33 protein-coding genes and 2 pseudogenes are annotated in these 24,791 nt (G+C 35.7%); 22 read left to right on the plus strand and 13 right to left on the minus strand.

Going from position 1 to position 24,791, the window contains the following annotated elements; translation table 11 throughout:
• Positions 1 to 386 precede the first annotated feature (386 nt).
• The 12 genes and pseudogenes from gcvT to ACFVQC_RS03465 all read left to right on the plus strand — a co-directional run bounded on the left by gcvT (position 387) and on the right by ACFVQC_RS03465 (position 9,435).
• Positions 387 to 1,487 carry a glycine cleavage system aminomethyltransferase GcvT gene (gene gcvT / locus ACFVQC_RS03410; protein ID WP_002111803.1) on the plus strand — a complete coding sequence of 367 codons (1,101 nt, stop codon included), beginning with the start codon at positions 387 to 389 and terminating at the stop codon, positions 1,485 to 1,487.
• Positions 1,488 to 1,507: 20 nt separating this feature from the next.
• The gene (gene gcvPA / locus ACFVQC_RS03415; protein ID WP_377889243.1) at positions 1,508 to 2,851 is read left to right on the plus strand and encodes an aminomethyl-transferring glycine dehydrogenase subunit 1; all 1,344 of its coding nucleotides are present in this window, start codon (positions 1,508 to 1,510) and stop codon (positions 2,849 to 2,851) included.
• On the plus strand, positions 2,848 to 4,323 hold the full coding sequence (gene gcvPB, locus ACFVQC_RS03420) for an aminomethyl-transferring glycine dehydrogenase subunit 2 (protein ID WP_002122485.1): 1,476 nt from the start codon (positions 2,848 to 2,850) through the stop codon (positions 4,321 to 4,323). Before gcvPA ends, gcvPB begins: the two co-directional genes overlap by 4 nt.
• 284 nt (positions 4,324 to 4,607) lie before the next feature.
• Positions 4,608 to 4,811: a DUF3929 family protein gene (locus ACFVQC_RS03425; RefSeq protein WP_000262495.1), complete on the plus strand. Its 204-nt coding sequence runs from the start codon at positions 4,608 to 4,610 to the stop codon at positions 4,809 to 4,811.
• 70 nt (positions 4,812 to 4,881) lie between these two features.
• Positions 4,882 to 5,073, plus strand: a complete 192-nt coding sequence (locus tag ACFVQC_RS03430) for a hypothetical protein (protein ID WP_002088608.1) — start codon at positions 4,882 to 4,884, stop codon at positions 5,071 to 5,073.
• Between the two features lie 118 nt (positions 5,074 to 5,191).
• Entirely contained in the window at positions 5,192 to 5,566 is a 375-nt protein-coding gene (locus ACFVQC_RS03435) for a GntR family transcriptional regulator (RefSeq protein ID WP_377889239.1), read from the plus strand.
• A 3-nt stretch (positions 5,567 to 5,569) separates the two neighbouring features.
• Positions 5,570 to 6,442 (plus strand): ABC transporter ATP-binding protein, encoded by an 873-nt coding sequence (locus ACFVQC_RS03440; protein WP_377897420.1) that lies wholly within the window; start codon positions 5,570 to 5,572, stop codon positions 6,440 to 6,442.
• The gene (locus ACFVQC_RS03445) at positions 6,423 to 7,091 is read left to right on the plus strand and encodes an ABC-2 transporter permease (protein ID WP_131230510.1); all 669 of its coding nucleotides are present in this window, start codon (positions 6,423 to 6,425) and stop codon (positions 7,089 to 7,091) included. The genes ACFVQC_RS03440 and ACFVQC_RS03445 overlap by 20 nt, the downstream gene beginning before the upstream one ends.
• A 14-nt stretch (positions 7,092 to 7,105) precedes the next feature.
• Positions 7,106 to 7,737: pseudogene (locus ACFVQC_RS03450) on the plus strand (ABC-2 transporter permease).
• 33 nt (positions 7,738 to 7,770) lie between these two features.
• Positions 7,771 to 8,394 carry an ABC-2 transporter permease gene (locus tag ACFVQC_RS03455; protein ID WP_377889235.1) on the plus strand — a complete coding sequence of 208 codons (624 nt, stop codon included), beginning with the start codon at positions 7,771 to 7,773 and terminating at the stop codon, positions 8,392 to 8,394.
• Positions 8,395 to 8,406: 12 nt separating this feature from the next.
• Positions 8,407 to 9,003, plus strand: coding sequence for an ABC-2 transporter permease (locus tag ACFVQC_RS03460; protein WP_377889233.1), 597 nt, complete (start codon positions 8,407 to 8,409; stop codon positions 9,001 to 9,003).
• Positions 9,004 to 9,249: 246 nt separating this feature from the next.
• Positions 9,250 to 9,435, plus strand: a complete 186-nt coding sequence (locus ACFVQC_RS03465) for a hypothetical protein (RefSeq protein ID WP_377889231.1) — start codon at positions 9,250 to 9,252, stop codon at positions 9,433 to 9,435.
• A 168-nt stretch (positions 9,436 to 9,603) separates the two neighbouring features.
• Here ACFVQC_RS03465 and ACFVQC_RS03470 read toward each other — a convergent pair whose 3' ends face one another.
• The 5 genes from ACFVQC_RS03470 to ACFVQC_RS03490 all read right to left on the minus strand — a co-directional run bounded on the left by ACFVQC_RS03470 (position 9,604) and on the right by ACFVQC_RS03490 (position 12,255).
• On the minus strand, positions 9,604 to 9,861 hold the full coding sequence (locus ACFVQC_RS03470; protein ID WP_377889229.1) for a DUF3975 family protein: 258 nt from the start codon (positions 9,859 to 9,861) through the stop codon (positions 9,604 to 9,606).
• A gap of 15 nt (positions 9,862 to 9,876) precedes the next feature.
• Positions 9,877 to 10,191, minus strand: a complete 315-nt coding sequence (locus ACFVQC_RS03475) for a DMT family transporter (protein WP_002015033.1) — start codon at positions 10,189 to 10,191, stop codon at positions 9,877 to 9,879.
• Position 10,192: 1 nt separating this feature from the next.
• Positions 10,193 to 10,525, minus strand: a complete 333-nt coding sequence (locus ACFVQC_RS03480; RefSeq protein WP_000312339.1) for a DMT family transporter — start codon at positions 10,523 to 10,525, stop codon at positions 10,193 to 10,195.
• Between the two features lie 71 nt (positions 10,526 to 10,596).
• Entirely contained in the window at positions 10,597 to 11,178 is a 582-nt protein-coding gene (locus tag ACFVQC_RS03485) for a TetR/AcrR family transcriptional regulator (RefSeq protein WP_377889226.1), read from the minus strand.
• 99 nt (positions 11,179 to 11,277) lie between these two features.
• Entirely contained in the window at positions 11,278 to 12,255 is a 978-nt protein-coding gene (locus ACFVQC_RS03490) for a LacI family DNA-binding transcriptional regulator (RefSeq protein WP_377897421.1), read from the minus strand.
• A 316-nt stretch (positions 12,256 to 12,571) separates the two neighbouring features.
• Here ACFVQC_RS03490 and ACFVQC_RS03495 point away from each other — a divergent pair, with 316 nt between their 5' ends.
• The gene (locus ACFVQC_RS03495; protein ID WP_377889481.1) at positions 12,572 to 13,108 is read left to right on the plus strand and encodes a DNA polymerase III subunit delta; all 537 of its coding nucleotides are present in this window, start codon (positions 12,572 to 12,574) and stop codon (positions 13,106 to 13,108) included.
• Between the two features lie 36 nt (positions 13,109 to 13,144).
• Here ACFVQC_RS03495 and ACFVQC_RS03500 read toward each other — a convergent pair whose 3' ends face one another.
• The gene (locus ACFVQC_RS03500; protein WP_002034000.1) at positions 13,145 to 13,528 is read right to left on the minus strand and encodes a rhodanese-like domain-containing protein; all 384 of its coding nucleotides are present in this window, start codon (positions 13,526 to 13,528) and stop codon (positions 13,145 to 13,147) included.
• 170 nt (positions 13,529 to 13,698) lie between these two features.
• Here ACFVQC_RS03500 and ACFVQC_RS03505 point away from each other — a divergent pair, with 170 nt between their 5' ends.
• Complete coding sequence (locus ACFVQC_RS03505) at positions 13,699 to 14,535, plus strand: lipoate--protein ligase family protein (RefSeq protein WP_002145776.1); 837 nt, start codon at positions 13,699 to 13,701, stop codon at positions 14,533 to 14,535.
• Between the two features lie 28 nt (positions 14,536 to 14,563).
• Here the strand turns inward: ACFVQC_RS03505 and ACFVQC_RS03510 are convergent, their stop codons facing one another.
• The 3 genes from ACFVQC_RS03510 to ACFVQC_RS03520 all read right to left on the minus strand — a co-directional run bounded on the left by ACFVQC_RS03510 (position 14,564) and on the right by ACFVQC_RS03520 (position 16,601).
• Positions 14,564 to 15,406, minus strand: a complete 843-nt coding sequence (locus ACFVQC_RS03510) for a hypothetical protein (RefSeq protein ID WP_377897423.1) — start codon at positions 15,404 to 15,406, stop codon at positions 14,564 to 14,566.
• A gap of 200 nt (positions 15,407 to 15,606) precedes the next feature.
• A complete protein-coding gene (locus ACFVQC_RS03515; protein WP_377897424.1) occupies positions 15,607 to 16,278 on the minus strand; it encodes a DUF1129 family protein in 672 nt (223 codons plus the stop codon).
• Between the two features lie 5 nt (positions 16,279 to 16,283).
• Positions 16,284 to 16,601: a PadR family transcriptional regulator gene (locus tag ACFVQC_RS03520; RefSeq protein WP_377890453.1), complete on the minus strand. Its 318-nt coding sequence runs from the start codon at positions 16,599 to 16,601 to the stop codon at positions 16,284 to 16,286.
• 156 nt (positions 16,602 to 16,757) lie between these two features.
• On the opposite strand from ACFVQC_RS03520, the gene splB reads away from it, so the two are divergent.
• From splB to ACFVQC_RS03535, 3 genes are all read left to right on the plus strand, one after another.
• Positions 16,758 to 17,783 (plus strand): spore photoproduct lyase, encoded by a 1,026-nt coding sequence (gene splB, locus ACFVQC_RS03525; RefSeq protein ID WP_377897425.1) that lies wholly within the window; start codon positions 16,758 to 16,760, stop codon positions 17,781 to 17,783.
• A gap of 145 nt (positions 17,784 to 17,928) precedes the next feature.
• On the plus strand, positions 17,929 to 18,357 hold the full coding sequence (mntR, locus tag ACFVQC_RS03530; RefSeq protein ID WP_071747095.1) for a transcriptional regulator MntR: 429 nt from the start codon (positions 17,929 to 17,931) through the stop codon (positions 18,355 to 18,357).
• A gap of 53 nt (positions 18,358 to 18,410) precedes the next feature.
• On the plus strand, positions 18,411 to 19,058 hold the full coding sequence (locus tag ACFVQC_RS03535; protein ID WP_377890449.1) for an HAD family hydrolase: 648 nt from the start codon (positions 18,411 to 18,413) through the stop codon (positions 19,056 to 19,058).
• A 78-nt stretch (positions 19,059 to 19,136) separates the two neighbouring features.
• Here ACFVQC_RS03535 and ACFVQC_RS03540 read toward each other — a convergent pair whose 3' ends face one another.
• On the minus strand, positions 19,137 to 19,538 hold the full coding sequence (locus tag ACFVQC_RS03540; RefSeq protein WP_002145785.1) for an SA1362 family protein: 402 nt from the start codon (positions 19,536 to 19,538) through the stop codon (positions 19,137 to 19,139).
• A 79-nt stretch (positions 19,539 to 19,617) separates the two neighbouring features.
• Positions 19,618 to 20,538, minus strand: a complete 921-nt coding sequence (locus tag ACFVQC_RS03545) for a DUF1385 domain-containing protein (RefSeq protein ID WP_377897427.1) — start codon at positions 20,536 to 20,538, stop codon at positions 19,618 to 19,620.
• Between the two features lie 244 nt (positions 20,539 to 20,782).
• On the opposite strand from ACFVQC_RS03545, the gene ACFVQC_RS03550 reads away from it, so the two are divergent.
• The 4 genes from ACFVQC_RS03550 to efp are packed head-to-tail and all read left to right on the plus strand — an operon-like array spanning position 20,783 to position 23,409.
• Positions 20,783 to 21,268 (plus strand): YqhR family membrane protein, encoded by a 486-nt coding sequence (locus tag ACFVQC_RS03550; protein ID WP_377890444.1) that lies wholly within the window; start codon positions 20,783 to 20,785, stop codon positions 21,266 to 21,268.
• Positions 21,269 to 21,323: 55 nt separating this feature from the next.
• A complete protein-coding gene (gene aroQ / locus ACFVQC_RS03555; RefSeq protein ID WP_002145788.1) occupies positions 21,324 to 21,764 on the plus strand; it encodes a type II 3-dehydroquinate dehydratase in 441 nt (146 codons plus the stop codon).
• 4 nt (positions 21,765 to 21,768) lie between these two features.
• Entirely contained in the window at positions 21,769 to 22,830 is a 1,062-nt protein-coding gene (gene pepQ, locus ACFVQC_RS03560; protein ID WP_002111768.1) for a Xaa-Pro dipeptidase, read from the plus strand.
• 21 nt (positions 22,831 to 22,851) lie between these two features.
• Complete coding sequence (gene efp, locus ACFVQC_RS03565) at positions 22,852 to 23,409, plus strand: elongation factor P (protein WP_002145789.1); 558 nt, start codon at positions 22,852 to 22,854, stop codon at positions 23,407 to 23,409.
• A 35-nt stretch (positions 23,410 to 23,444) separates the two neighbouring features.
• Here efp and ACFVQC_RS03570 read toward each other — a convergent pair whose 3' ends face one another.
• Together ACFVQC_RS03570 and ACFVQC_RS03575 are read right to left on the minus strand one after the other, a co-directional pair.
• Positions 23,445 to 23,765 (minus strand): hypothetical protein, encoded by a 321-nt coding sequence (locus tag ACFVQC_RS03570; protein ID WP_377890440.1) that lies wholly within the window; start codon positions 23,763 to 23,765, stop codon positions 23,445 to 23,447.
• A pseudogene (locus ACFVQC_RS03575) lies at positions 23,746 to 24,325 on the minus strand (GNAT family N-acetyltransferase). Before ACFVQC_RS03575 ends, ACFVQC_RS03570 begins: the two are co-directional and overlap by 20 nt.
• A 181-nt stretch (positions 24,326 to 24,506) precedes the next feature.
• Here ACFVQC_RS03575 and ACFVQC_RS03580 point away from each other — a divergent pair.
• Positions 24,507 to 24,788, plus strand: a complete 282-nt coding sequence (locus ACFVQC_RS03580; RefSeq protein WP_377890438.1) for a YqhV family protein — start codon at positions 24,507 to 24,509, stop codon at positions 24,786 to 24,788.
• Positions 24,789 to 24,791: the final 3 nt, after the last annotated feature.

Consider the following 24,791-nt stretch of genomic DNA (forward strand, 5'->3'; position numbering starts at 1 on the left):
CTCTCCCACCTTTTATAAACTAAAGTGATTATTTTAAAAATCTTTATTATAAGCCTCGTAATAAGGCACTATCACAATTACTAAAAGTTAAAGAATAGGCAATGATTTAGGACTAAATCTCGAAAGCTGTATTTAATATGATTAAGAATAAAAAATTCTAAATTTTTTTTTATGCTAGAATATTGATGAAATATAGCGAATGATGTTAGGATAATGGTGTGAAATGTGTGGAATCTTTCGTATTTTATCCAAGAAAGTAACTTTTTATTTACGCTTTCATAAAAAAAAATACTGAGATTCCGTATAACCTTATCTTTTCAGAATGAAAATGTTTAGATATGGGAAGCAACTTTTATTGATTTGTCAGAGCATAAGGGGGAAAGAGCATGATTACATTACAACGTACACCGTTATTTGATGTATACGCGAAGTATGGTGGGAAAACAATCGACTTCGGTGGTTGGGAATTACCAGTTCAATTTTCAAGCATTAAAGAAGAGCATGAAGCTGTACGTACAGAAGCAGGTTTGTTCGATGTATCTCATATGGGAGAAGTAGAGGTAAAGGGTGTAGATAGTTTAGCATTTTTACAACGTGTTGTTACAAATGACGTATCTACCTTAAAGGTAGGAGGCGCACAATATACAGCTATGTGCTATGAAAATGGCGGCACAGTAGATGATTTATTAATCTACAAACGTGGTGAAGAAGACTATTTATTAGTAATCAATGCATCAAATATCGAGAAAGATTACGAATGGTTAGCAAGTCATGTAATTGGCGATGCAAAAGTAGTCAATGTTTCTAGTGAAGTTGCGCAACTTGCAATTCAAGGACCAAAAGCACAAGACATTTTACAAAAAGTTGTGTCAGAAGATTTGAAAGAAATTAAGTTCTTTAAATTTAAAAACGATATTCTTGTAGATGGAATTCCTGCACTTGTATCTCGTACAGGTTATACAGGTGAAGATGGATTCGAAATTTACTGTAAGAGTGAAGATGCTGCAAAACTTTGGGTGAAACTTCTTGAAGTTGGAGAAGAAGATGGGTTAAAACCATGTGGCTTAGGTGCTCGTGATACACTTCGCTTCGAAGCAACACTTCCGTTATACGGACAAGAGTTATCAAAAGATATTACACCGATTGAAGCGGGAATTGGCTTTGCGGTAAAACCAAATAAAGAAGCAGATTTCTTTGGGAAAGAAACGTTAAAAGAGCAAAAAGAAAACGGTGCATCTCGTAAGTTAGTCGGCATCGAAGTAATCGAACGCGGTATTCCTCGTACGCATTACCCTGTATTTATAGGAGAAGAAAAAATCGGGGAAGTAACGAGTGGTACACAATCTCCAACGTTAAAGAAAAGCATTGGTTTAGCACTAATTGATGTGAAATACGCAACAGTTGATACAGAAGTAGAAATTGAAATTCGTAATAAACGCGTCAAAGCAGTAGTTGTTCCAACACCATTTTATAAACGTTCAAAGTAACGGGGAGAGGGGTAGATTTCATGTTGCATCGTTATCTTCCAATGACAGAAGAAGACAAAAAAGAAATGTTACAAACAATCGGCGTTCAAACGATTGATGAGTTATTCTCTGATATTCCAGAGAGTGTTCGTTTTAAAGGGGATTTAAAAATTAAAGAAGCAAAATCAGAGCCAGAGCTTTTAAAAGAGCTATCTCAAATGGCTAGCAAAAATGCGAACTTAAAAGAATACGCTTCTTTCTTAGGAGCAGGTGTATACGATCATTACGCTCCAGTAATTGTTGATCATGTAATTTCTCGTTCAGAATTTTATACAGCTTACACACCATACCAACCAGAAATTTCACAAGGGGAATTACAAGCAATTTTTGAGTTCCAAACAATGATTTGTGAATTAACAGGAATGGATGTAGCAAACTCTTCTATGTATGACGGAGGTACAGCTTTAGCTGAAGCGGCAATGTTAGCAGCTGGTCATACACGCAAAAAGAAAATTCTTGTGTCTAAGGCAGTTCATCCAGAATCAAGAGCGGTACTTGAAACATATGCAAAAGGTCAAAATCTTGAAGTTGTTGAAATTGATCATAAAGACGGTGTAACAGATTTAGACGTATTACAAAGTGAAGTAGATGATACAGTTGCTTGCGTAATCGTTCAATATCCAAACTTCTTCGGACAAGTTGAAAAGTTAGCTGATATCGAAAAAATCGTTCATCAACAAAAATCATTATTTATCGTTTCTTCAAATCCATTATCATTAGGCGCATTAACACCGCCAGGGAAATTCGGTGCTGATATTGTAATCGGTGATGCACAGCCATTTGGTATCCCAACGCAGTTTGGTGGACCTCATTGTGGTTACTTTGCAACAACGAAAGCATTTATGCGTAAAATTCCAGGACGTCTTGTCGGACAAACTGTAGATTCAGATGGTAAACGTGGATTTGTATTAACGTTACAAGCACGTGAACAGCATATTCGCCGTGATAAAGCGACGTCTAACATTTGTTCAAACCAAGCGTTAAATGCATTAGCAGCATCAGTTGCAATGACGGCACTTGGAAAACAAGGTGTGAAAGATATGGCACGTCAAAATATTTCTAAAGCACAATATGCAAAACGTCAATTCGAAGCGAAAGGCTTCACTGTAACGTTCGCTGGACCATTCTTTAATGAATTTGTTGTAGATTGCAAACGTCCAGTTAAAGAAATAAATGATGTATTAATACAAAAGAATATTATTGGTGGTTACGACCTAGGCCGTGATTATAAAGAGCATGAAAATCATATGCTTGTAGCAGTAACTGAGCTTCGTACAAAAGAGGAAATTGACACACTTGTAAACGAAATGGGGGCTATCCAATGAAGAACCAAGACCAAGCACTTATTTTTGAAGTGACTAAAGAAGGGCGCGTAGGATATAGCTTACCCAAATTAGATGTAGAAGAAGTGAAATTAGAAGATGTATTTGAGAGCGATTATATTCGCGTTGAAGATGCAGAGCTTCCAGAAGTATCTGAACTTGATATTATGCGCCATTACACAGCGCTTTCAAACCGTAACCACGGCGTTGATTCTGGATTCTACCCACTTGGATCTTGTACGATGAAATATAATCCGAAAATTAATGAAAACGTAGCTCGCTTCGCAGGCTTTGCAAATATTCATCCACTTCAAGATGAAAAAACAGTGCAAGGTGCAATGGAATTAATGTACGATTTACAAGAACATTTAATTGAAATTACAGGTATGGATACTGTTACATTACAACCAGCAGCTGGTGCACACGGAGAATGGACAGGTTTAATGTTGATTCGTGCATACCATGAAGCAAATGGTGACTTTAACCGTACGAAAGTAATTGTTCCTGACTCTGCTCATGGAACAAACCCGGCGTCTGCAACAGTAGCTGGTTTTGAAACAATTACGGTGAAATCAAATGAACATGGTCTTGTTGACTTAGATGATTTAAAACGTGTTGTAAACGAAGAAACAGCAGCACTTATGTTAACAAATCCAAATACATTAGGCCTATTCGAAGAAAATATTTTAGAAATGGCAGAAATCGTCCATAACGCAGGCGGCAAATTATACTATGATGGTGCAAACTTAAATGCTGTATTAAGCCAAGCACGCCCAGGAGATATGGGATTTGACGTTGTGCATTTAAACCTTCATAAAACATTTACAGGTCCGCATGGCGGCGGTGGCCCAGGTTCTGGTCCAGTAGGTGTGAAAGCTGATTTAATTCCGTACTTACCAAAACCGATTTTAGAGAAAACGGAAAATGGCTATCACTTCAACTATGATCGTCCAGAAGCAATTGGGCGTGTGAAACCATTCTATGGTAACTTCGGAATTAACGTTCGTGCATACACATATATTCGTTCTATGGGTCCAGATGGACTACGTGCAGTAACTGAGTATGCTGTATTAAATGCGAACTATATGATGAGAAGATTAGCACCATTCTATGATCTTCCGTTCGATAGACATTGCAAGCATGAATTTGTATTATCAGGTCGTCGTCAAAAGAAACTTGGTGTACGTACATTAGATATTGCAAAACGTCTGCTTGATTTCGGTTACCATCCACCAACAATTTACTTCCCATTAAATGTGGAAGAATGTATTATGATTGAGCCAACAGAAACAGAATCAAAAGAAACATTAGATGGTTTCATTGATAAGATGATTCAAATTGCTAAAGAGGTAGAAGAAAATCCAGAAGTTGTACAAGAAGCGCCACATACAACGGTAATTAAACGTTTGGATGAAACATTGGCTGCTCGTAAACCAGTTTTACGTTATGAAAAGCTAGCACCTGTACAAGTGTGATTGGAATAAAAAGAACTCGCTATATGCGGGTTCTTTTTTTTGCAACATTGGTGCGGATAGAATGAAAAAAATGTTAAAAATTTATATTTTTTGTTTCATATTGCTGTAAAGATGCGGTTTTATAGGTGATTTTGTTGAAAAAGTCGGTTTGATAAAAGTATTTATTTTTGTTAGAATTTTATTGAAATTAAGAAGATGTGATGAGGTAGAAATTACTCATTTTTATGTATATGTGAAAAAACGAGCAAGGCGGGGGTGGAAGCGTGGGATATCGATGCTATAGAATGGTATACCATTTAGAAAATGGAGAAACAATTAAAGATGTAAAAGAATTTTGTTACAGAGACCAAGGAAAAGTGCTAGAAAGAGTAGCGCACCGTGTAATGGATAATAGAGAAGTGACAGCGATTGATAAACAAGGAACAATCATTTCAATAGCGTGTGAGGACATTGTAAAGGTAGAACTTGATTACATAACAGAAAGTTAACCTTGAGTCATATCGAATTATTCGATACAATATACTGTTGAATGGTGAAGAGAGCAGAGAGGAGTTTATCATGGGTAATACAAGACACTTTTATATGTTTATTTTAGCGTTTGTTCTTGTTGTGGCGTTAACGATTTATTTAATTGTTGATAGCAGCTGGTACAATACAGTTCATCCGGCATTCCTTCTTTTTATGTATGTAGGAATAGCGGTTGTTAGTTTCGGAATGAGAGACGAAATGTTAGATCGCTTTGAAAAGTGATACATATACGAAAGACCAACAGGGAAATGTTGGTCTTTTTTTTCTTGCCAAAAAATAGGATGTTGTGTATATACTGTATATATAAGGTATATACAGTATATACACACTGGAGGAAAACATGAATATTATTATTTCAAATTCTTCCCAAGACCCTATTTATGCGCAAATAAGGAAGCAATTACGCCAGCTTATTTTAAATGGTGGTTTAAAGGGTGGAGATCAATTACCGTCTATTCGTAGCTTAGCGAAGGAATTACAAATTAGTGTAATTACAACGAAGCGTGCGTACGAGGAGCTTGAAAAAGAAGGATATATAGAAACTGTTGCTGGGAAAGGGACTTATGTTTCACGTGAAAACAATGAACTATTAAAAGAACAGCGGCTACGTCTATTGGAAAGTAAGGCTGAAGAAATTGTGAATGAAAGTAAAGTGTTGCAACTTTCACTTGAAGAATTACAACAGATGATTGCGTGTTTATACAAGGGGGAATGAGAGATGTTAGAGCTAAAAAACGTTTGTAAAAGTTATCAAGATTTCTCAGTGAAAAATATGAATTTTACATTACCACGTGGATATATTATGGGATTTGTCGGACCGAATGGATCCGGAAAAAGTACGACGATCAAAATGATTATGAATTTAATTAGAAAAGATAGTGGCGATATAAAAATTTTTGGTAAGGACAATAAGAAAGCTGAAAAAGAAATAAAACAAAATATTGGTTTTGTATATGATGAAAATCATTATTACGAAGATTTAACGTGTGAGCAAATGAAACGGATTATTGCACCGTTATATAAAAAGTGGGACGAAAAGCAGTATCAATCGTATATGCAGAGATTACAAGTTCCAAAGTATAAAAAGATTAAAGAGTTATCCAAAGGGATGAAAATGAAATTTGCGATTGCAATCGCACTTTCACACCATGCGGAATTCATTATTATGGATGAACCAACAGCAGGATTATTCCCAGTTGTTCGAAGTGACTTGCTTGATATGTTGCAAGAGATTGTAATGGAAGATGAAGTGTCTGTCTTATTTTCCACACACATTACTACAGACTTAGAACGCATCGCGGATTACATTACGTTCATCAATGATGGAGAAATTATATTTACTGGTGAGAAAGATGAATTAATGGAGAACTACGTAATCGTAAAGGGAAGCAATGATTTATTAGATCGAGAAGGAAAAGAACTATTTGTTGGATTACGAAAAAATAAATTTGGCTTTGAAGGTTTAGCAGAGGATAGACAAGCAATTATCGATTGGTTTGGAAATGAGGTTGTACTAGAAAAACCTACATTAGACGATATCATCGTTTACACTGCGAAAGGGAGAGGTGCCTATGCGTCAGCTCGTATATAAAGATTTGTTCTTTTTTCGGGGGATATGGTTAGTGTATCTTACTATACCTTTTATATTCTTTTTATTTGAACATGGTGATGGAATGCTGTTTCCTATGAGTTGTTTATTTATAACTCTTTCCTCAGTTACGATATTAGTCGTAATAGATGAACGAAATACAAGTGACATTATTATTAATAGTTTACCGTTAAGTAAAAAGGATATCATAATTGCTAGATATATTTCCAGTGCAATATTTATTGTAGGTGGTATGTTCTCCACTATGTTGTTTGCTTTTCTTATAAGAGGTATTGCTGTTATTGGTGATATCGGTGCATATCATCCTAACCTATACATTGAAGTTCCATGGTATGGAGTAGTAAATGGGGTTGTTTACGCCGTATTTTTGGTTGTCACCTTTTTCCCTAGTTATTATGGTACAAAATCGAAGGTAGTAAGAAGTATAGTATCAGCAGCATCAATAGGAGTGGGGGGAATACTTTGGATATTTATTAGTGATGGGCTGAATGAAACAGCACCTTCATTCATTGAGTGGATTATGAATCCATTACATCTTGGCATATTTATAGTTGGATTAATTACACTAGCTAGTATATATATCGCCTCTATGTTTCTTACAATTAAAATTTACGGAGCACGTGATTTATAGAGAGGAGAATTCATATGCAACAGTTGATTTTGAAGGAGTTTTTCTTACAGAAGAAGATGTTTCCTTTCTATTTTTTAATACCTATTTTATCTGTTTTTAGAAATTCCGTAGAACCAATGGGGATTGCAATAGGATTATTTATAACATGTAGTACGATTATATATATTTCTTTTTATTATGAAGAGAAAAGTAAAATAGAAAAAGTATTAGTGAGTTTGCCTATAACAAGAAAAGAGATAGTTATAGCTAAATATATTGCAACCACATTATTTATTATAGCCGGTCTGAGTACAACTTTTATAGTCGTAATATTAGGAAATATTTTATTGAACAGAGATATAGTTATTCCTGGATATGCAATATTTTCAGCAATAGTAGCAACTTTGATTTATTGTGTAGTAACGATACCTACTAATTACATTGGAGGATATAAAGCTACTACTTCTTGAATGTTATTATGATTTTTCCTTTAATGGGTATGATTGGCCTTATGTGCAATATTTTTGGTGATAAAACAATCATGCTAAAAGTACTTCACTCTGAAGTTGCTATATTATCAATGAGTGTTCTTGGTATCGGAGTGTTAGTAAGTATAGTCATATCAATGTTGCTCTCAATGAAAATGTTTCAGGAGGCAGAGTTATAGAAGCTGGCATTTTCATACTAGGAGGTGCAATAAATGATCAAGCAACTAGTCTTAAAAGATATGATGTTGCAAAGAAAGTTAGGGTTTGCTTATCTTATATGTTTGTTTTTCCTTGTCATTGTTGATTTTCGTAGTGATAGTTTTCTGATGACATTTAGCATGTTTATACCTATTCTTGGCATGATGCTGTCAATGAGTTATGAGAATAAAAATAAAAGTGAAATGCTAGTAAATAGTCTTCCATTTCAACGAAAAGAAATTGTCATAGCAAAATACATATTTGTAAGCATTTTAGTTGTTTTAGGTGGAATTTTCTCACTTGTGGTTGGTTTAATTCAGTTGCAAAATGAACATATAACTGGATTTATGCTGTGGGGAGCGATTCTTGGTGGAATAACAGGTGGTTTTGTTTATAGCATAATTGTACTTCCAATTGAATTTTCAGTAGGGTATAGCAGTGCAAAACAAATTGCTCCGTTTGCCGGACTTGCATTGGGGTATTTAAGTGGAGTGATTGTAAGTAACGTGTGGTTAGATGTAGAGAATATTTGGAGCACGAGTCTAGTCATAAATATTTGTTTCATAGCCGGGCTGCTCCTTTTATATGTCATGTCGATGGTACTCTCAATTAATTTGTATAATGAGCGTGATTTGTGAGGGGAGGGAATGTTGTTGAAACAACTAATTTTAAAAGATTTCATCGTCCAATGGAAATTTTTAATTTGGTATATACTGTATCCTATTTTCTTTTATATGGCTTTAACAGATACGGAAAATCTGTTCATAATTATGTCAGTAATTATTACAATTGGGGCAACAGTAAAAACATTTGAAGCAGATAGTAAAAATGAGAGTGAAGTTATAGTAAATAGTTTACCAATATTGAGAAAACAAATTGTGTATGCGAAATATATAGTAGCAATTATTATTCTTTTTATAAGCGTAACGGTCGGTTGTTTCACGATGGGAATGAAGAATGGGGTTAACCTATTTGAATTTATTGAAACGACAATGGTTGCTAGTATTAGCTTTATTTTAGTGTATTTAAGCTTTGTTTTACCAATATCGTTTTGGTTAGCGTATAAAAAAACTATTTTTATTACGCTTTTCATACTAATAGTACCGATAGCAATTTGTTCTATGTTCTTTCAAATCAACCTAGAACAAATTCAACTATATAACAGCGTGTTATTCGTTAGTTCAATATGCATGTTCATAGTATCTATCTTCGTTTCAGTGAAATTGTATGAGAAGAGAGAATTTTAAAAGGTGCCTCATAAAAGGCACCTTCTTCAATAATGACAATATGAAAGCAACAGTTTATAAACAGAAACGCTACTTGGCACATCTTTCGGAGTATGTAATATTATGCTGAAAAATATGATGAGAAAGAGAAACAGGAAAAATAAAAATAGGATCTGCTTATGTATAGAATTTTGCATATGATCCACTCCTTTTTTAGGTAGTATGTCCAAAAGAAAGGAGGGTATGAAAATTTTAGGAGGGAGAATGATGAAAAAAAGAAAATGGTTGTATAGAATAGGGGTACTTTTATGCTCAATTGGTTTCATATTAGCAAATTTTTACTCAGATATACCATCGCCATTTCCTAATTTGCATAAAGGGATTGGTATGAGTGTTGTCATAGTTGGTCTGCTTTGTCTGATCGCATCAAATTTCTATAGAAAATCAGAATGAATATAAAGTGAAACTTTAATCAGTGGGGGTTTTGTCCATCCCCACTGATTATTAGTTGAACCAATCGGGCGTTTACGGGCAGTTGATCTCCCACCTAACTCCCTCGCATTCGCCGAATTTTGAGGTGGGGGTCTTACTGCCCGTTAATGCGGGATAAAAAAAGGACAGTTACTCTTTTTCAGAAGAACTGTCCTTTTTAAATAACTTGTTCCATAGCTTGGCGATACTCCATATAATTACGATTGCAATGGAGGCAATAATTGACCAAGCGATAGATGCAATTTCAAGTGCCATGTTGGGAAAGAATGTAAGAATGGATATTACTTTATGAAACAACCATTCTATTATATGAAAACTTATTTGCAATAGAATGACGATCCCAAGTGTGATCCATGTTAAGATTTGTTTTCCTTTTTCTTTCCACATGACATTCACCTCACGTTAGCCTAATAGTTTTAAGCCAACAGCACCGCATAGAATGCAGCTTAAGAAGGCAAGGCGGCGCCAATCCGCTGACTCGCGGAAAATAAGAATACCTAGAAGTGCACTTCCGGCAGTTCCGATTCCAGTCCAAATTGCATAAGCAGTTCCCATCGGTAATGTATTCATTGCAAGTGATAAGAAGAAGAAACTTACGCCGAAGTTAGCGATTAAAATAACTTTTGGTGCCCAGCCTTTCTTTTCAGTGGCTACTTTCATAAAGAGTACACCAACAATTTCACAAATACCAGCTAGAATTAAAAATACCCAAGCCATTTTATGCAGCCTCCTTCGCTTCTTTTTCTTCTGTTACTCGTTTTAAACCAATTACTCCGAAGAAAATTAAACCGATTAATAAAACTTTTACGATAGAGAAAGGTTCTCCGAAGATGAAAATCTCTGTAAGAACGATTCCACCAGCTCCAATTCCTGTAAAGACTGCGTATACAGTACCGACAGGTAAATCTTTATAAGCTCTAAATAATAAGACGAAACTAATTGTGATTAATAGAGCAACACCAGCCCACTCAAGTGGTGCCTCCGCTTTTTTTAGTCCAATCACCCAAAAGATTTCAATAATACCAGCTATGATTACATAAATCCATGCCATATGTCATTTCTCCTTCCTACCAGTCGTTAGGTAAAGGGCTTAAAAACGACGCATTGCAAAGGAGCAATCCGTCAGTTTGAAAGTCCGCGCCAAAATACTTTCCAAGAAGCTTCTAAACGTGTCTCAAAACGATTTAAACCTGCGTATAGTAGTTCAACCATAAGGCCGTCAAGTAAGCATAAAAAAGCCTCCAAAGCGTCTTTTACTTCAATGTTATGCAGTTCATTTTGTTCGCTTGCTCTTTTAAACGCAGGGAATAAAAGTTTCCCGACATTTTCAATGTGTACATTCGCTTTATCAATAATTTGTTCGCGAAATGCATCCGGCGGAAAATAAGAAGTTCGTAACCAAAACATTGATTCTTCACTTTCACCAAATCGTTTTGCATAGCCTTTTAACAAATTTAAGAGCAATTCTTCAGTAGACGATTTGGAAAAATTTTCGATATCGTCTGTGAAGCTCTGCAAATCTTTTTGAAGAGCGGATTCCAAACATGTAAAATATAGCTCTTCTTTTCCTTTAAAGTGTGCGTAAATCGATGGTTTTTTAATCCCAACTTCCTTAGCAATATTTGCTAAGGAAGTTCCTTCGTAGCCGTAGCGTGCGAAATGAGAAAGTGCTACAGCTTTAATCCGGTTTGCTGTCATTTTCATCCCCTACCTACCGTTCGTTAGGTTAATTATATGAGATGAAAAATATAAAGTCAATAGGTGAAGAGTTGAAAAAAGAGCGCTATAATTAACGCTCCTTTTTCAGACTGTTTTTCGTTCAATTAAATGGAATGAAAGTTCTTCTGTGCTTCCGGTAATTTGCTCGCTTTGAATCTGTTTATGGAATAAAGAAAAAGCATGTGAGCCCATTGTGAGCCCGGGATGTTTAATAGTTGTAATTTCTAATGCTTTTGAAATTTCATGGTTATCAAATCCCAGGATAGCGAGGTCTTCAGGTATGCGAATGCCAAGTTTTTTTGCCTCTGTTAATAAACCAGCAGCAACTTGATCGTTCGCTGTGAAAATAGCGGTTGGGCGATTTTTCATGTTTAAAATACGGTGAAGTATTTTTGCCCCGTCCTGCATCGTATAACATTGATGGAAAATCCAATCAGGGTGAACTGTTTTTCCTTCGTGACGAAGGGTATCGGCGAAAGCTTTTTCACGCTCGATTGAATTAACACTTGTTTTTCTTGCTAAACAAATGCCGATTTTTTCATGACCTTTACTGAGTAAATAGGAAGTACCGAGACGGAAGCCCTCATAATGATCTACATAGACAGATGAAATGAGGGGATGTTTCATTTTTTCACATGAAATAATAGGGGCAAATTTTGCGAACGGTTCAATTTGTTCCCATGAACTCGTGCGAGAGCAAATAATCATCCCGTCAAATTGCTTCATTTTCATCATTTCAAGAACGCGAATTTCTTCAATACTATCGTAATTCGTTTGGCATAAATTAATATGATATCCAGCTGCTAATGCTTCGTTTCCGATTCCTTCAATGATCGTGCTAAAGTACGGAACATTAATGAAAGGTAGCATAACGCCAATCGTATATGTTTTACCTTTTATTAAATGGATAGCATTTATATTTTTTGCATAGTTCAATTCTTCAACTGCATCTAAAACACGCTTACGCTTTTCTTCTTTTACGTAAGGATGATTATTAAGGACACGGGAAACCGTTGATATGGATACACCAGCAGTTTTTGCAATTTGTTTTATATTGGCCATATGTATCACCTCTTTACTTAATTATAAGGGGAAAATAATAAGAATGAAAAAATCTTGACCTGAAAAGCTTTTCACAATCTATGTTATAAGCATGACTTCTGTTATTCGCGTAACCTTTTTATTTGGGCGTAAGAATAGCGAGGTCTTTTTTGTATGTCTGCAAAGAATTTTTGTCAAAATGTGTGAGAATAACGTGGAAAGTTTTCGGAGGAGGTGTTTGATAACGAGGCGAATAGAAGAGAGTATAAACGCTTCGCTCGTTAAGAGAGCGGTATGAAAGGGCGGAAACAAATTGAAAAAAGGCATCATTTGTTTCGTGTTTTCTAGTGTAATACTTAGCTCATGTTCATTTCAGCAAACGATGCAAGAAGAAAAAACATTTGTAGGAACAACAGGAGGGGCTAAGGACCGTGTTACTGATCCGATTCCGCTAAAGGAACTTCCAAAATATTTTCCGGCGAAGTTTAAAGTTCCAACGTTTTTACCTTATGACATTACGAGTGATGTGAAGGGAGAGGTAAGAACGATGGGAAAGAAGAATGCTGTCTTAACGATTAAATATAAGCAACAAGAGAAAGGAAGGCGCGATTATATAGAATTAACAGTGGCCAACTTTTCTTACAGTTTTCCATACCTCGTAGAAGAGAATCGATTTCAAGAACAAATGAAATTGAATAATGGAGCACCTGCTTATTTTAAAAATAAGGATGATTACGAGCGAGGGGACGAATTTGCTACGCTTATATGGAAAGAGAAGGGGATTGAATATCAGCTATTATATCGTAATGTAGATGAGAAAGATGAAGATGTGATTAAACAAAATCTACTGTACATTGCGAACAATATGGAATGAAAAAACTAGCTGTATCGTGCAGCTAGTTTTTGTATGTTACTTCTTTTTAATTTTGCCTGACCAAGATTTAAATCCACCTTTTAATTGGTAGAAATCTGTGTAGCCTTGTTTTTTTAAGTATTGAGCTGCACGACCTGTACGGAATCCGCTTTGGCAATATAAATAAACCGGTTGATCTTGGCGAAGTTCTTTGTGGCGAAGGCGAATTTGTGATAATGGAATGTTACGCGCACCTAAAATATGTCCCGCGTTAAATTCATCCGCTTCGCGAATATCGATAAGCTGTGCTTTACGGTAGCCAGCGCGAAATTCTTCTTCTGAAAGTGTTTTAATTAATTTTTTCTGATAGAAATACATCCATACAGTGTAGCCGATGAATGCTGCAATTGCGGCTAGTATAATAATCAAGTTTGTTGACACGATTCTATCGCTCCCTTTTTTCTTATCCTACTTTCAATATTATAATGCCCATATGTATTTATGCAACAGATTCATTTGTATATAAGAAGAAATTTCGTATTCTTTCACAAATTTTGTCGAATTTGGTAGACTAGAGAATGTGAAAAATAATTGGTTATATGAGGTGCAGGATGGGAAAAGAAAAATGGTGTTATATTAACTCTGGTCAATGTTCACCAGCATTTAATATGGCGTTAGATGAATGTTTATTAAATTGGCAAAGTGAAAAGAAAATGCCACCAACAATTCGTTTTTACGAATGGGAAGTACCAACATTAACAGTTGGGTATTTCCAGCGTGTTGAAAAAGATATAAATATGGATGTAGTTAACGAAAAGAAATATGGATTTGTTCGTCGTCAAACAGGCGGTAGGGGTGTACTACATGATAAAGAATTAACGTACAGTGTTATTGTGTCTGAAGATCATCCGGATATGCCTAAAACAGTTACAGAAGCGTATCGTGTTATTTCACAAGGCTTATTAGACGGTTTTAAGGCATTAGGATTAGAAGCATATTATGCAGTTCCGAAAACAGAAGCGGATCGTGAAAATTTAAAAAATCCGCGTTCAGGCGTATGTTTTGATGCACCATCTTGGTATGAAATTGTAGTTGAAGGAAGAAAAATCGCAGGTAGTGCTCAAACCCGTCAAAAAGGTGTTATCTTACAACACGGTTCGATTCCGTTAGAAATAGATTTAGATGAGTTATACGATCTATTTTTATTCCCAAATGAACGTGTAAAAGAGCGTATGAAAAACATGTTTTCTTCTAAAGCGGTAGCGATTAATGAATTAACAGACCGTACATTTACGATTGAACAGTTAATTCAAGCGTTTGAAACTGGATTTGAAAAAGGTTTAGATATAGAGCTTGTGCCGTATGAACTAACAGAAGAACAGCTTCATGAAGTTCAAACTTTAGCAAAAGAGAAGTATGAAAGTAATGAATGGAATTATAAAAAATAAGGAGATGGCGACCGCCATCTCCTTATTTTTATAGTAAATTAAGTACTTTTTCTACTTTGATTCCTTTATCTTGTAAAGAACGAAGGCGATTTACAACGTCCATAATTTCTTTGTCGAATGTAACGCTAATACCTTGGCTTTGTAGCTCTTTTTTTAATCCTTCAATAGAATCATCTATGTCGATGCCAAGCTCGTAATCTTGACAAACTTCAATTGTCTTTTTCACAAGTTTAACATAATTTTCTTGTAGTTTTGTATTTGTTTCAGTCAAAGCAGGTTGTTTCGGTTTTACAGGAGTAACCGGTGCTGTCTCTTGCTTTGTAACTGGAGTAGGTACTGCTTTTTTCACAGGCGCTGGAGTAGATAGTTCTACAGCTGCTTCAACACTTACTGACTTCGGCGTTGGTACCGGAGTAGGCTTAGGTGTTATAGCGGGTGTTTCTACACGCATAACAGGTTTAGGAGCGGGTGTAACTGCTTTAGGAGCCTCTACAACTACTTCTTTGTTCGGAGTAGTTTCTACAACTGTTTCTTCTTGCTCAGCAGCTTCTTTATTTTCTTTGCTCCACATAACGCGTTCAATTTCTAGAGAAACATTGTTCTTATTCATCGCTGTTAATGTAACTTTACCAACTTCCGCGTTCCCAGTGAAATCAACAATTTTATAAATAACACTCTTGTTCCAATCCACGTTTCCGCTCAAAAATAATTCTTCGTTACATTTCGGCGTTAAGCCCTCGATTTTAATTTCTGCGTTTACACCGTTTTCACTGTATACCATAATTAGCGAAGCATTTACATCTTCGTCTGCTAACATTAGTTCACGTACCATTTTGCCGGTGCGTACTTGCGTTTTCTTCTTAACTGACATCTAATTTCTCCTCTCAAAAATTCAGTAATAATAAAAAAATCGTATAACGAAAAATAATTGCTCACGAAGATTTATGATACCGATAATAAAAGCATCACGTCAACAATTAACTTTAATTATTTTGCATTTTTCTTATTTTCTTTATGAAATTTTTCAATTTGTAAAATTAGACAGAAGAAAAACAGCCGTTTGAAAGGCTGTTAAAAATTTGATTTTTTGTATAGTAATTTATATAAAATAAAAAATAGGATAGCGATTAAGGCGTTTTGCCAAAAGGTTAGATGATAAATGAGATAAGGTTGTTTTTTAAAATAGATATTTAAAAATACAGCTGAACAAAATGGAGTAGCAAATGCGAATCCAAATAGAATCCTTCTTTTCCAATTCATCGTTTGATCAAAAGAGTAGCGTTTTAATAAATATAAGATGAAAAGTATACCTAGTATAATAAGTGAAACGAACAAAGTGGTTCCAGGGATGCTAAAAGCTGGGCTTAATTGTTCGATATTCTTCCCGAAGATTAAAATGAAAGTCGAAACAAGTGCATCGATTCCAAACTGTATAGCAAGAAGTAAACTAATAGAAAATCCAATTAAAGAAGTTTTTTCTAGCTTTGTTTGGGTTGGTGAAGCTGATATAAGTTCATCGCAATAAGATTGTAAATCATCTCCAAAGATGTCGTAAGCATTTTTATTTTCTGTTTGTGCTTCGATAAGATGATCTAATATTTCTAGTAAAAGTTCCTCCATTTGTTGCGCGGGTACGTTAGATAATCGAAGATATACTAACATATCACCGTAAGCAGATTCGTTTTCAGTTGTTAGAAGTTCTCGTTTTTTATTGTTCAATTCAACCATATCTTTCGCCTTCATCCCTATCACTCCCCTTGTAATAAGTTGTTTACCGTCGTTGAAACCATTCCCCAGCTTTTTTTAAATTCTTCAAGCTGTTCTAATCCTTTATCAGTTACGTGATAATATTTTCGCTTTGGTCCAAGAGAGGAAGCCTTTAATGTACCTTCAATAAGTTTTTCTTTTTGCATGCGTAACAATAAAGGATAGATGCTTCCTTCACTTACGAATGTAAAGCCGTATTTATTTAATTTTGTACTTAGTTCATATCCGTACACTTCTTCTTGTGAAATGATATATAGAATGCAACCTTCTAGTATACCTTTTAACATTTGACTGTGCATGATTTCACCACCTTTTATCCAGGTAACTTGCCTTGCAAGGTAGCTGTTATCCAAATTATAACATTCAGTAACTTGCAACGCAAGTTACTGAAGTGGAAAACTTTAATGTGTGTTAATTTTTCTTTGTTTCCCATACTAACGAGAGGAGGGAAGTATATGAAACCGTTTATGCCAAAACTCGTTTACTTTGAACCGAGGGCACTCGAATATCCGCTTGGAAAAGAGCTGTATGAGAAATTTACGAAGATGGGATTAGAAATTCGTGAAACGACATCACATAATCAAATTAGAAATTTACCAGGCGAAAATGATTTGCAAAAGTATCGTAATGCAAAGGCGACACTTGTCGTTGGGGTGAGGAAGACGCTAAAGTTTGACACGTCAAAACCGTCAGCTGAATATGCAATCCCGCTTGCAACAGGGTGTATGGGACATTGTCATTATTGTTATTTGCAAACGACACTTGGGAGTAAACCTTACGTAAGGGTGTATGTGAATTTAGATGAAATATTTGAGAAGGCAAAGCAATATATGGATGAAAGGGCCCCTGAAATAACAAGATTTGAAGCGGCGTGTACATCAGACATTGTTGGAATTGATCATTTAACACATGCATTAAAGCGGGCGATAGAGTTCATCGGAGAAAGTGAATATGGACGTTTACGTTTCGTTACGAAATATTCACACGTCAATCATTTATTAGATGCAAAGCATAATGGGAAAACACGTTTTCGATTTAGCATTAATTCACGTTATGTGATTAAAAATTTTGAGCCGGGGACATCACCGTTTGAAAAGCGAATTGAGGCGGCACGTAAAGTAGCAGGAGCTAATTATCCACTTGGCTTTATTGTTGCACCAATTTATATGCATGAAGGGTGGGAAGAAGGATACCATGAATTATTTGAGCGCTTGTACAATGAGTTGAAAGATATGGTGATACCAAATTTAACATTTGAATTAATTCAACATCGTTTTACGAAACCAGCCAAAAAAGTTATTCAAGAGCGTTATCCGAATACGAAACTTGAAATGGATGAAGAGAAGCGGAAATATAAATGGGGACGATACGGTATTGGGAAATATGTATATCAAAAGGATGATGCAGAAGTGCTGGAGGCAACAATAAGAAGTTATATACATGAGTATTTTCCTGATGCAGAAATTCAATATTTTACATAAGGGGAATCTGTATGCGAATATGGATTCTTTTTTTGTTTTATATATTTAGGCTCGTTTCCACCTTGTCACGTTATTCTTTCTGGTGTATCATTTTATTGATTGCTTCGTACGGAATAAGCAAAATGAAATTGGATGGAGGAAACCGATGCCTACCCCTAGTATGGAAGATTATATTGAACAAATTTATTTGTTGATTGATGAAAAGGGTTATGCCCGTGTATCTGATATTGCTGAAGCGCTTAGTGTACATCCATCCTCTGTAACAAAAATGGTACAAAAATTAGACAAAGACGAATATCTAATTTATGAAAAATATAGAGGGCTTGTATTAACATCAAAAGGTAAAAAAATCGGAGAACGTCTCGTATATCGTCATGAATTGTTAGAACAGTTTATGCGCATTATCGGTGTGGATGAAAGCAAAATTTATAATGATGTAGAAGGAATTGAACATCATTTAAGTTGGGAATCAATTGACCGTATCGGTGATTTAGTACAATACTTTGAACAAGATAAAGTTCGAGTAGAAACACTTCGTGGTGTTCAAAAAGCAAATGAAGAGAAAAGTAATTAAGGGGAACGTGTGGCGTTTCCTTTTTTATTTCAATCGAAAAGGACGGGAGAATAATGAAAGCAATTATTTTTGATTTTGATGGATTAATTGTGGACACAGAAACAATATGGTTTCACTCTTTCAGAGATGCTGTTCGTGAATACGGCGGCGAGTTACCTTTAGGGGAGTTTGCAAAATGTATTGGAACGACAGATGAAGTGCTTTATGCATATTTAAAAGAGCAATTAAAAGAAAAATTTAACGAGCATGCATTAAAGGAAAAAGTAACAACTTTACATAAAGAGAAAATGAAAATACCAAAAGCGCGTGATGGGGTAAAAGAATATTTAGAAGAAGCGAAAGAACTTGGATTGAAAATCGCATTAGCCTCTAGTTCATCTAGGGAGTGGGTCGTTCGTTTTTTAGAAGAGCTACAAATTAGAGATTATTTTGAAGTGATTAAAACGAGAGAAGATGTAGAGAAGGTAAAACCAGATCCAGCCCTTTATAAAGTTGCGATAGAAGAATTAGGAATTGAACTGTCAGAAGCTGTTGTATTTGAAGATTCATTAAATGGATTGAAAGCAGCGGTTGCAGCAGGATTAAAATGTGTCGTCGTACCTAATGATGTGACAAGAAATTTACAATTTGAAAACCATAACCTTCGTATCGAAAGTATGAAAGAAAAAAGTTTGAAAGAAGTGCTTCAACATATAAAGTGAAACTTTAATCAGTAGGGAGGCTCATTTTCCACTGATTATTAGCCCTGTACCAACAGGGATAAAAAAAGACCGTATTTCCTAAAAGGAAGCACGGTCTTTCTTTTTGTTTTTCTTACCTTCAATGACAGTTAGGTGAGATTGTTTTCTTTTTCTTTTCAACGATGGAGAATGACCCTTTTTTTCCTTGTCATCAGAAGCATTTCGTTTCAAGAAAGAATTGCTTAGGGGTGCTACGTTTTGTTTCCCGTGTTTGCGGTTCGATTGTTTTGCAGCGCGCTTATATGAGCTTTGCGAATTTGCAGAACCACTAGAATTTGTAAACATCTTGTATAGCAAATAAAAGATACCGACAACAAGTAACATGTACCCGATATTTCTTAATACTCCCATTGGATCTGTAATAACAGATGAAACAAGGCCGAATATTGCTAATCCGATAATAAGCACAAATATAGCGAATGTAAACGAACGACCGTTCATAAGGGACACCTCCTAAAAACATATATTAAAATTAGTATATTAACGATGAGGAAAGGAGTTGAACACCATTTTTAAATAATTATTGTTTGTTTTCTAAACGTAATAATTCTTCAAACGATGCGATTGCAACTTCCGCTTGATCATCTGTTGGTTCTTTCGTTGTTAATAGTTGCAGCCATAATCCTGGATATCCAAGTACTCGTAAAACAGGGACATCTCGTAATCGATTGGTAAATTGTAATACTTCAAAAGAAATACCGAGAACAACCGGAATTAATAAAATTCGGTTTACTACCCTTGCCCAAAGCGGATCTGTAGGGACGAGGAAATAGACAAACATTCCAATAATGACCGTAAATATAATAAAGCTACTGCCACAGCGATAATGGAGGCGAGTTTGCTTTTGAACATTTTCTACAGTTAGTGGAAGATTATTCTCATAAGCATTGATTACTTTATGTTCCGCACCGTGGTACTGAAATACCCGCTTAATAAGTGGGGTTAAAGAAATGAAGTATATATAGCTCAATAATAGCATGAGCTTAATGACACTTTCGACAATGATTTGCCCTGTATGAGATGGGAAAATCGGTCTCGTTAATTCAGCTAAAAGTGCAGGAACTGCTGTGAAAATTACTTTACCGAATATGAACGATAAAACGCCAACTGCTGCAACTCCTAATACCATCGTTAATTTTGATTGTTCTTCTTTTTTATTTGCAAATTGTTTATCATCTTCTGGGTGGACATCAAATCGTTCTGAAGCAAAGTTTAAATGTTTCGCTCCATTCGCACTTGCATCCACAATAGCGGCAATACCTCGTAAAAATGGAATTTTCTTTAGTAGAGATAATGCTCTATTACGAACGCGTGGTAAACGATAAAATTCAATCGATTTATCTTTACGACGAACCGCTGTAACAGTATATTCTCTACCGCCAAACATAACTCCTTCTATGACTGCCTGCCCGCCATATATTTGTTTTGACTCTTCTGCCATGTTAACACCAACCTGTATTTGTTTCTCTCTTATGTAGAAAAAGAGGCAATTGTCATACTTGGTTCTGTCATCTTGAAATAAGACAATCACCGAGTTTCCTTTATTTTATCGACAAATACAGGTAGATGACAAGTGAAAATGTTACGAGAGTCGGACATTTCTTATTCTTTTTATAGACAAATTTTGCAGGATTTAAACATGCTTCAAAATAGTTTCGGGCATACTATTGAGCGGAGGTGTCAATGTGAATCAAGAACATTCAACAATAAGAAATTTTGTACAAATTGGTTTATTTGGTGGCTTATTTTGGGGAGGTATATGGTATTTTCTTCATATATTCTCATTTACAGAAGCTGGCCCTAACTATTTACTTTTACCGTTTGCATTTGGAGATTGGAAAGAAGGGGTTTGGGGGAATGTACTAGGTATCGTTTGTATGGGACTTCTTTCAATTTTAGTGGCATTTCTCTATAAAGCTCTTTTTAAAAAGTTTGAAGGAGTATTACCTGGCGTACTGTACGGTTTATTTTGGTGGGCATTATTATTTTTGGGGATGGGGCTAATGGCACCAGTTATTAAAAGTGCACTCCATTTACCGAAAGAAACAATTGTAACGACAGTATGTATCTTTATATTATATGGTGTTTTTATTTCGTATTCTGTAGCATTCGAATCGAATAATACAAATAGAGGAGAAGGGATCGAGAAGACAAACTATTCAAATAAGTGATTCCTATGTTAAAATGTCGTATAGACATTCTTTAATATTAAGGAGTTTTAAGAAAATGAAAAAGTTACTCCTCGTAAACGGTCCTAACCTAAATCGTCTTGGCGTTAGGGAAGTAAATGTATACGGAAAAGGAACGTTAGCGACGCTTGAAACAGATATGAAACAAGAAGCAGAGAAAGTGGGAGTGGAGTTAGAATGTTTTCAATCGAATCATGAAGGAGCTATTATTGATATTATTCATGAGGCTGATGACATATATGAAGGAATCATTCTAAATCCGGGTGCATTTACGCATTATAGCTACGCGATTCGGGATGCTATAGCAAGTGTTTCGATTCCAGTTATTGAAGTACATATTTCTAACATTCATCAGCGTGAGTCGTTTCGTCATGAATCTGTGACAGCGGCTGTTTGTGCGGGACAAATTGTTGGATTTGGTTTTTATGGTTATAAGCTAGCGTTATTTGCATTAATGGAGAAATTGAGGGAGGCATAAAGTGATGGAAAAGATCGAGAGATTAAGAAGTGCGTTTGATGAGGCTGGTATTGACGGTATCATATTAACGAATGAACATAGCCGTAGATATATGGCGAATTTCACAGGAACAGCTGGTGTTGTACTAATTTCAAAAGAGCGTGCTCTATTTATTACAGATTTCCGTTATGTAGAGCAAGCTAGTAAGCAAGCGGCTGGATACGAAATAGTGCAGCATGCAGGATTAATTCTGGATGAAGTTGCGAAACAAGTTAAAGAACTTGGAATTCAAAAGCTAGGCTTTGAGCAAGATACTCTTACATATAGCTCTTACGTAACGCATAATGAAGCGATCGAAGCTGAATTCATCCCAACTTCTGGGCTTGTAGAAAAGTTACGCTTGATAAAGACTGATTCAGAGATTAAGATATTAAAGGAAGCTGCACAGATTGCAGATGCTGCCTTTGAGCATATTCTATCATTCATTCGCCCGGGAGTATCTGAAATTGAAGTGTCAAATGAACTTGAATTTTTCATGAGAAAACAAGGAGCAACATCTTCTTCGTTTGATATTATCGTTGCTTCAGGTCTTCGTTCGGCATTACCGCACGGCGTGGCATCTGAAAAAGTGATAGAAAAAGGAGATTTCGTAACATTAGACTTCGGCGCTTATTACAAAGGATATTGCTCTGATATTACTCGTACGATTGCAGTCGGTGAACCATCTGATAAATTAAAAGAAATTTATAATATCGTTTTAGAAGCACAACTACGTGGTGTGAACGGTATTAAAGCTGGTTTAACGGGTCGTGAGGCTGATGCATTAACGCGTGATTACATAACGGAAAAAGGATATGGTGAATACTTCGGACACTCTACTGGTCATGGAATCGGTCTTGAAATCCATGAAGCACCAGGTTTAGCGTTCCGTTCTGATACAGTACTTGAACCAGGTATGGCTGTAACAGTAGAACCAGGTATTTATATTCCAGGTGTTGGCGGGGTACGTATTGAAGATGATATCATTGTAACAAGTGAAGGTAATGAAGTAATAACGAAATCACCAAAAGAACTTATTATTTTGTAATACACAGGAGGATTTTTTTACATGATTTCAGTAAACGATTTTCGTACAGGTTTAACAATTTCAGTGGACAATGCCCTTTGGCAAGTAATGGATTTCCAACACGTAAAGCCAGGTAAAGGTGCTGCATTTGTTCGCTCTAAACTACGTAACCTTCGCACAGGATCTGTTCAAGAGAAAACATTCCGTGCAGGTGAAAAAGTAGAAAAAGCACACATCGAAAACCGTCGTATGCAATACTTATACGCGAGCGGTGAGTCTCACGTATTTATGGATAACGAAACTTATGAGCAAATCGAACTTGGCGAAAACCAAATCGAGCGCGAATTAAAATTCTTAAAAGAAAACATGGGAGTATCTATTATGACATACCAAGATGAAGTACTTGGTGTTGAACTTCCGAACACAGTTGAATTAAAAGTGTCAGAAACAGAGCCTGGTATTAAAGGTGACACAGCTTCTAACGTAACAAAACCAGCTAAATTAGAAACTGGTCTTGTTGTACAAGTACCAATCTTCATTAACGAAGGCGAAATGCTTATCATCAACACTGGTGAAGGTAAATACGTTTCTCGTGCATAGTAGAAAAGCACTCGTGATTATCACGAGTGCTTTTTTTATAGGAAATAGGGAAGATAGTAAATTGCGGTTATAACAAAACTAACTGTGACGAGTGAAAGGGTACCCATAATATATGGAGTCAAAACAATTTGAAACGGGCGTATTTCACCAGTTTCAATACCGGTAAAAGTTTTATTCGTTACATGCTCCATATTGTTATTTCTAAAGGTACTCATAATAATTAACCACGTAATTGCAAATATTGCTAGACTGCCAAGGAAAAAGCTCTCCATAAATGACCAGCCGACCATTTTTGAAAAAAGATAAATAATAGCTAATTCTACTACAATTGTTAAACTAATTTTCAATCCCTTCATATTTTCCCCCCCTCATTTCGTACTTCCAACCAATCTGAAAATTTTTCGCATGATACAACATGCAGTACGCAAGGTGATTTTACTTCTTTCTCCAAAGCAGCGTGTACGTCTGGAAATTGTTTTTCCACATGTAATGAAATGTAAGGTAGTTTCTCTTGTGCTTTTAAAGAGCGAATGTTAGTCGTTTTAGCACCGGCAAATACGTATGTAAGTTGCAAGTCTAAAAAAGCGATTTTAAAGATCTCTTTTTTAGCAGCTTCGTTATATCCTCTTCCCCAATATTGATAGCCGAGCCAACTTCCAATATGTGAGTGCTTTTGTTCGTAATTAATATGTTTAAGTGTCGTGAGGCCAATTATTTCATTTTCCTCACTTACAATCACTCTTGATAAGGAGTGTTTTTTTCGTTCCTCTCCAATTGCAAAAAGAATGAATGCCTTTGTATCTTCCACTGATTCTACTTTTATCCCTAATGCATTTTTTACATGTGGATTGCTTGATAGCTCAAAAATCACATTTGCATATCGTAAATCGAGCGGTAATAAAGTAACTTGCTCCATCGTCTATGCTCCTTTTCTATTAAATATACCATAAATTAATGAGAATATTCAGATTTCAATAAAGTCGATAGAGAAAAAATATATTTTTACTTCTGAAATAGACAACCTCTGCATATGGTTGTACAAATATATTCTTTTTCAGAATAAGGAAGTAGTAACTGTTATGGGAGAAGGTGGGAGAATGAAACAGTGGCTAGCGGCAATGGAAACATCCGTGCTTGTTATGGGGTTACTTCGGTTGTTTTCAGGTAGCGCGGAAATATTCGCCGCTTTGCTTATGCTTTACGTGAATGATGCGAAGAAAGCATTGTTTATAAATGGTTTGTTGGCGTTTGTTGGACCGACCGTATTAATTTTAACAATGACAATTGGCATAGCGAGTGTAGCAAGTGAGATTTCTTTCTTGAAACTCTTTTTTCTAGCGCTTGGAATTGGCTGCATTTTTATCGCGTTGTTGAAATAGTAA

Source organism: Bacillus sp. NPDC057893, from assembly GCF_042796455.1.
In the GTDB taxonomy this organism is placed as follows: Bacteria; Bacillota; Bacilli; order Bacillales; family Bacillaceae_G; genus Bacillus_A.

Excerpts from the sequence above, each read along its gene's own strand:
- gcvT (WP_002111803.1), top strand. The coding sequence starts at position 387 with ATGATTACATTACAACGTACACCGTTATTTGATGTATACGCGAAGTAT.
- gcvPA (WP_377889243.1), top strand. The coding sequence starts at position 1,508 with ATGTTGCATCGTTATCTTCCAATGACAGAAGAAGACAAAAAAGAAATG.
- gcvPB (WP_002122485.1), top strand. The coding sequence starts at position 2,848 with ATGAAGAACCAAGACCAAGCACTTATTTTTGAAGTGACTAAAGAAGGG.
- ACFVQC_RS03425 (WP_000262495.1), top strand. The coding sequence starts at position 4,608 with ATGGTATACCATTTAGAAAATGGAGAAACAATTAAAGATGTAAAAGAA.
- ACFVQC_RS03430 (WP_002088608.1), top strand. The coding sequence starts at position 4,882 with ATGGGTAATACAAGACACTTTTATATGTTTATTTTAGCGTTTGTTCTT.
- ACFVQC_RS03435 (WP_377889239.1), top strand. The coding sequence starts at position 5,192 with ATGAATATTATTATTTCAAATTCTTCCCAAGACCCTATTTATGCGCAA.
- ACFVQC_RS03440 (WP_377897420.1), top strand. The coding sequence starts at position 5,570 with ATGTTAGAGCTAAAAAACGTTTGTAAAAGTTATCAAGATTTCTCAGTG.
- ACFVQC_RS03445 (WP_131230510.1), top strand. The coding sequence starts at position 6,423 with ATGCGTCAGCTCGTATATAAAGATTTGTTCTTTTTTCGGGGGATATGG.
- ACFVQC_RS03455 (WP_377889235.1), top strand. The coding sequence starts at position 7,771 with ATGATCAAGCAACTAGTCTTAAAAGATATGATGTTGCAAAGAAAGTTA.
- ACFVQC_RS03465 (WP_377889231.1), top strand. The coding sequence starts at position 9,250 with ATGAAAAAAAGAAAATGGTTGTATAGAATAGGGGTACTTTTATGCTCA.
- ACFVQC_RS03470 (WP_377889229.1), bottom strand. The coding sequence starts at position 9,861 with ATGTGGAAAGAAAAAGGAAAACAAATCTTAACATGGATCACACTTGGG.
- ACFVQC_RS03475 (WP_002015033.1), bottom strand. The coding sequence starts at position 10,191 with ATGGCTTGGGTATTTTTAATTCTAGCTGGTATTTGTGAAATTGTTGGT.
- ACFVQC_RS03480 (WP_000312339.1), bottom strand. The coding sequence starts at position 10,525 with ATGGCATGGATTTATGTAATCATAGCTGGTATTATTGAAATCTTTTGG.
- ACFVQC_RS03485 (WP_377889226.1), bottom strand. The coding sequence starts at position 11,178 with ATGAAAATGACAGCAAACCGGATTAAAGCTGTAGCACTTTCTCATTTC.
- ACFVQC_RS03490 (WP_377897421.1), bottom strand. The coding sequence starts at position 12,255 with ATGGCCAATATAAAACAAATTGCAAAAACTGCTGGTGTATCCATATCA.
- ACFVQC_RS03505 (WP_002145776.1), top strand. The coding sequence starts at position 13,699 with ATGGGAAAAGAAAAATGGTGTTATATTAACTCTGGTCAATGTTCACCA.
- ACFVQC_RS03510 (WP_377897423.1), bottom strand. The coding sequence starts at position 15,406 with ATGTCAGTTAAGAAGAAAACGCAAGTACGCACCGGCAAAATGGTACGT.
- ACFVQC_RS03515 (WP_377897424.1), bottom strand. The coding sequence starts at position 16,278 with ATGAAGGCGAAAGATATGGTTGAATTGAACAATAAAAAACGAGAACTT.
- ACFVQC_RS03520 (WP_377890453.1), bottom strand. The coding sequence starts at position 16,601 with ATGCACAGTCAAATGTTAAAAGGTATACTAGAAGGTTGCATTCTATAT.
- splB (WP_377897425.1), top strand. The coding sequence starts at position 16,758 with ATGAAACCGTTTATGCCAAAACTCGTTTACTTTGAACCGAGGGCACTC.
- mntR (WP_071747095.1), top strand. The coding sequence starts at position 17,929 with ATGCCTACCCCTAGTATGGAAGATTATATTGAACAAATTTATTTGTTG.
- ACFVQC_RS03535 (WP_377890449.1), top strand. The coding sequence starts at position 18,411 with ATGAAAGCAATTATTTTTGATTTTGATGGATTAATTGTGGACACAGAA.
- ACFVQC_RS03540 (WP_002145785.1), bottom strand. The coding sequence starts at position 19,538 with ATGAACGGTCGTTCGTTTACATTCGCTATATTTGTGCTTATTATCGGA.
- ACFVQC_RS03545 (WP_377897427.1), bottom strand. The coding sequence starts at position 20,538 with ATGGCAGAAGAGTCAAAACAAATATATGGCGGGCAGGCAGTCATAGAA.
- aroQ (WP_002145788.1), top strand. The coding sequence starts at position 21,324 with ATGAAAAAGTTACTCCTCGTAAACGGTCCTAACCTAAATCGTCTTGGC.
- pepQ (WP_002111768.1), top strand. The coding sequence starts at position 21,769 with ATGGAAAAGATCGAGAGATTAAGAAGTGCGTTTGATGAGGCTGGTATT.
- efp (WP_002145789.1), top strand. The coding sequence starts at position 22,852 with ATGATTTCAGTAAACGATTTTCGTACAGGTTTAACAATTTCAGTGGAC.
- ACFVQC_RS03570 (WP_377890440.1), bottom strand. The coding sequence starts at position 23,765 with ATGAAGGGATTGAAAATTAGTTTAACAATTGTAGTAGAATTAGCTATT.
- ACFVQC_RS03580 (WP_377890438.1), top strand. The coding sequence starts at position 24,507 with ATGAAACAGTGGCTAGCGGCAATGGAAACATCCGTGCTTGTTATGGGG.